Consider the following 4,047-nt stretch of genomic DNA (forward strand, 5'->3'; position numbering starts at 1 on the left):
GGTCATGGGCTCGAGGGTAGCTACCCCAGTCGGATAAAGAGGTCTAGTGGAGGCGGCCGCCCTCCATGGGACCGTCAACCATGCGTCCGGTAGGGGATGGTCCCCCGGGGGTCCGGTAGAGGTCGTCTGGCATCCGGCGGGGAGCCGGAGTAAGCCGTGCCGGGAGGTCTGGTCCCGTGGGTTCGCTCCCGCATCGATAGATGCCTCCGAAACGGTGTCTTCGAACAGGGTGCGGCTGTTCAGGGTCACCCGCAAGCTCAGCACACCACCCAGTTTCGGATGACCTGGAACGCCACGCTCGCCAGCGTGAAGGCCAGGAATGCGGCGGGCGGTACGGCCAGCGGAAGGGGTTTGCCCTTGCGTCGGACGAACATCAGGCGCGCAGCGAGGATCAGCGCGAGGGCAGGGGTCGCGTAGGCGGCGATGTAGACGACGAACTGGCCCCACCATTCAGCGGCGGAGAAGTCATGCCACCGCTCCCAAAACGCGAGACTCACGAAGGCAACGAGGACGAACAGCAGCGCGGTCAAGACGCCGACTGCGAGAAGTGTTCCAGCGAGGACCCCTGAGCTGCCGACCGCCCGGCGCATCCAGGAGGTGATGCTCACAGCAGCTGCGATGACGAGTACGGAAGCGCCGTACCAGTACGCCTCGACCGGCACCCATCCAAGGTTGTAGCACTCCGCGAGTACTCGGCCGAGTGGTGTCCAGGCAGCTACGAGCTGGAAAAAAAGCGCAGCGACCACCAGCAAGACCAGAAGGATCTGGCCAAGCATGCGCAGCGCACGCGTGAGGACGGAAAGCTGTCCTGACGGTTCCTCCTGATCGTGCTGCATCTGTGTCCCCCTGTCGCGCGGTAGCCGGACCGACAAAGCCCACCACCGCTAATATGCATCGCACGCTAACATGCGAAGCATGACAGTTGACGTGGGGGCCCAGATCCGGAAGGGCGTTGTGGAGTACTGCGCCCTCGGGCTCCTATCGCGGGAGCCGATGTACGGCTGGCGCCTGTCGGAGGAGCTGGTGTCGCTGGGCATGATCGCCAGCATCGGCACGCTCTACCCGGTGCTCGGGCGGTTGAAGGATCGCGGTCTGATCACCTCCTACCCAGGGGAGAGCGGTTCGGGCCCGGTCCGGAAGTACTACAAGCTCACCCCCTCCGGACAGGCCGAGCTGGGCGAGTTCCGCCGCCAGTGGGAGCCCTTCACCCGTTCCGTCCAAGCGATCGTGGCAGGAGACGACACATGACCCCGACCAGCGCACCCCGCGAGGTCCAGACCTACTTGAAGCGACTGGATCGGGCGCTACGGCCCGTCCCTCGCGACGTCGCCTCCGCGATCCGAGACGGGATAGATGAGGAGCTCGCCGGCCTCGAGCCGGCAGAAGCCATCGAGCGCGTGCGGTCCTTCGACGAACCGGAATCCATCGCGGCCGCCGCCCTGGGCGAGAGCCGCACTCACCCGAAGCCAGCCGGCCGCGCGAGAGCGATCTGGATCGTCGCCGCCGGCGTCGTCGTCGTCCTCGCGGTCTCCCTGGTTTCGACGTGGGCTCTCGCACCTAATCCCGCCCCGGAGCCGACCGCTTCCTCTGTCGTCGCCTACCCGATGCCCGATCTTGGTCCCTCTCCCGCCCCTGCACCTCTCGCGCCCGACGAGCAGGAGCAGCTGCGCATCCAGGAGCAGGACCGCCAATGGGAAGGAGTCCTGGCCGGCTTCCCCGACGCGACGAGACCCGCCGACCCGTTCCAGGAATACCGCGACCCGAACGACTCGACAGCACTCCTGGGCTGCCTCACCGCGGCCGGCCTCCCGGTCGACCTCGGCTCGAACGCCGCCGGCGGTGGACCCGTCAGCATCGGAACGACCGCCTCGACAGAAGCCGAATCGGTCGCCGCATTCACCTGCTGGTCGAGCTATCCCACGACACCCGTGGTGCCCATGACGTCCGAGCAGATCGACTACCTCTACAGCTACCTCACCGAGTACCTCGTGCCCTGCTACGAAGCGAACGGCATCGAGAACCCCGACGCCCCCAGCCGAACCGACTTCATCGACCAGTGGCCGAACCAGGGCTGGTTCCCCAGCACGAGCGCAGCAATGCTGACCGACGACGAACAAGAAGCGATAGACGAAGCATGCGTGCGACCCGTCTGATCGACCGGCCTACAGGCGTCCCGTTTGGGGATCGCTCAGCGAGACGCTGGGACAGGGACGAACGTGGCTGGATCCAGATCGCCGGTCGGTGCGATGCGTCCCCCGGGGAGCTCCTATCGCTATTAGTGGTCCGGTTTGTCGCTGAAGTGCTCGCGGTCACTGATGTAATCGATACGGGTTGCATCGAAAATATCGCTTCCTAAGCGGTCCGCCCCTCTTCTTGTCGAGAGCGTTACCGGATATTGCACAAGTCTTGGCGTGCTGTTTGTGTAGAATGAACAGAACAACATTCGCAGAGGTGAAGTGTCCCCGGGGAGGAAGTTTGACCCGCCAGACATGAAGCCCGCATAGGGCGATTCACTAAAGAAAAGAATTGATTCTCGGGCCAGAGTATGAGAGCGAAACCAGGAGCGTATTACAACTGAGTTCTCACTCACGTAGACTCCGAACAGTCTTGCCCGCGCCGCTAAAACAATAGTGACTAGAAGTATGCACAGAAAAATCACGTCTGTAAGAGACCAGCTCCAATTCGGCCCGACTATCCCGAAAAAAGCGGCGCATATCACGGGGTTAACGATCCACGCAACTACTCGAGCTCCGTTGCCCGACTTCGGGATTCTCCCCGGAGACGACTTATTATCTTTCATTATTTGTGCCCTATCAATAATCTCTCCTCAACTCGGAATAGTAAAAAAGCTAATTCTAAATTGTGCAGTCATTTCCTCACCCTGCGAGGTCTCAGCCTCGCCGTGCCGGCAGGCGTGAACCCTGCTCCCTGGGCCGATCGGCGGTGGGCTTAGCGCGTTCCGTACGGGAATCCGTCATCGCGACGAGGGCCGGGTTGCAGGTCACCGAAGTCGTCGGACCAGATTCACGACGAGTAACACCGCGTCTGCGGCCATGCCTGCCGAGCGCCGATCGCCGTTCCGGCGGTGTTTCGTGGCCTGCGCGAGCTCGATGGCCGCACGAACGACTTTGCGCAGTTCGGCGTTCTCGGACCCAGGTAGTTCGACCTCAACCACTCGACCAAGGCGGGCCTTCGTGCTGGGGATCGGCGGCTCATCGACGCCAGGCTCACCGTGCCGTGCGTGCTTGTAGGAGGCCGCGGAAAGCGCTTCGAGGGCGGCCACCGCGTCGTTCCCGACGTTCGAGTAGTCCTGCTCCGTCCGAGCTGCCCGGAAGTGTCGCCGCATCTCGTTCAGCTCCTCATCGACGCGCTGCCATCCGGTGGCCTTTCGCGGCGAAATGGGATCGGCCAGTGCGCCTGCGAGCGAGTCGGTCTCACGCTCGTCGAGCATCTCGTGGAGTGCGCCGAACTGCTCATTGAGCATGCTGCGCCTGGCCTGCCAGCTGCCGTACCCATCGTTCGCCTGCCAATACTTGCGGAACGTTTCGAAGTCACGGAACGGTGGATCGAAGGTGTCGATGCCAAGGCGCGCGAGGACTGCCTTCAACGCGCGGACGAGTAAGCGTGAGTCGTCATTGCTGAGCGGTGAGCCATGGGTGCCGTGGGCCTCGTACTCTTCGTGCACGACCCGGGCGAGAGGCACCGCGATCTCCACATCGCCCTGCTCCGGGTTCGGTCCGCGCAGGAGCCCCTCGAGGAGATTCACGTCGAGCGCGGACTGCTGAGTCACCTCCGAGCCCCAAGCGTTCGATACCACCTCCTGACCCGAGAGGTAAAAATCCCACGTACGCATGCGCCCACCCTAGCCAGCGGCACCCCGCCCGCTGATCGACCTAAACGAGCGTTCCATCTGTCGCAAGTTCGGGCGTCGGGTGGTGTCCGAAAGAGGATCGTGCACCGGACGGATTCGTTAGGGGTTCTCGCTCGCCGGCCCTTCTGTGTCAGCGAGGAAGGCGGCGGCGAGTCGAGCGACCTTCTGGCGGTATC

The 4,047-nt window shown here is 63.5% G+C and carries 4 protein-coding genes; 2 read left to right on the plus strand and 2 right to left on the minus strand.

The window, feature by feature from the left end:
* Positions 1-257 precede the first annotated feature (257 nt).
* A complete protein-coding gene (locus tag C5C30_RS17180; RefSeq protein WP_104334185.1) occupies positions 258-836 on the minus strand; it encodes a hypothetical protein in 579 nt (192 codons plus the stop codon).
* A gap of 79 nt (positions 837-915) precedes the next feature.
* Between C5C30_RS17180 and C5C30_RS17185 the strand changes: the two genes are divergently transcribed.
* Together C5C30_RS17185 and C5C30_RS17190 are read left to right on the plus strand one after the other, a co-directional pair.
* Entirely contained in the window at positions 916-1,248 is a 333-nt protein-coding gene (locus C5C30_RS17185; protein ID WP_104334186.1) for a PadR family transcriptional regulator, read from the plus strand.
* A complete protein-coding gene (locus tag C5C30_RS17190; protein ID WP_104334187.1) occupies positions 1,245-2,153 on the plus strand; it encodes a hypothetical protein in 909 nt (302 codons plus the stop codon). The genes C5C30_RS17185 and C5C30_RS17190 overlap by 4 nt, the downstream gene beginning before the upstream one ends.
* Before the next feature lie 848 nt (positions 2,154-3,001).
* Here C5C30_RS17190 and C5C30_RS17195 read toward each other — a convergent pair.
* Complete coding sequence (locus tag C5C30_RS17195; RefSeq protein WP_146081578.1) at positions 3,002-3,853, minus strand: hypothetical protein; 852 nt, start codon at positions 3,851-3,853, stop codon at positions 3,002-3,004.
* Positions 3,854-4,047: the final 194 nt, after the last annotated feature.

The organism is Rathayibacter sp. AY2B5 (genome assembly GCF_002931645.1).
In the GTDB taxonomy this organism is placed as follows: Bacteria; Actinomycetota; Actinomycetes; order Actinomycetales; family Microbacteriaceae; genus Rathayibacter.

What these genes read in the sequence shown, in the direction of transcription:
- C5C30_RS17195 (WP_146081578.1), bottom strand. Translation starts at nt 3,853, where the DNA reads ATGCGTACGTGGGATTTTTACCTCTCGGGTCAGGAGGTGGTATCGAAC.
- C5C30_RS17180 (WP_104334185.1), bottom strand. Translation starts at nt 836, where the DNA reads ATGCAGCACGATCAGGAGGAACCGTCAGGACAGCTTTCCGTCCTCACG.
- C5C30_RS17190 (WP_104334187.1), top strand. Translation starts at nt 1,245, where the DNA reads ATGACCCCGACCAGCGCACCCCGCGAGGTCCAGACCTACTTGAAGCGA.
- C5C30_RS17185 (WP_104334186.1), top strand. Translation starts at nt 916, where the DNA reads ATGACAGTTGACGTGGGGGCCCAGATCCGGAAGGGCGTTGTGGAGTAC.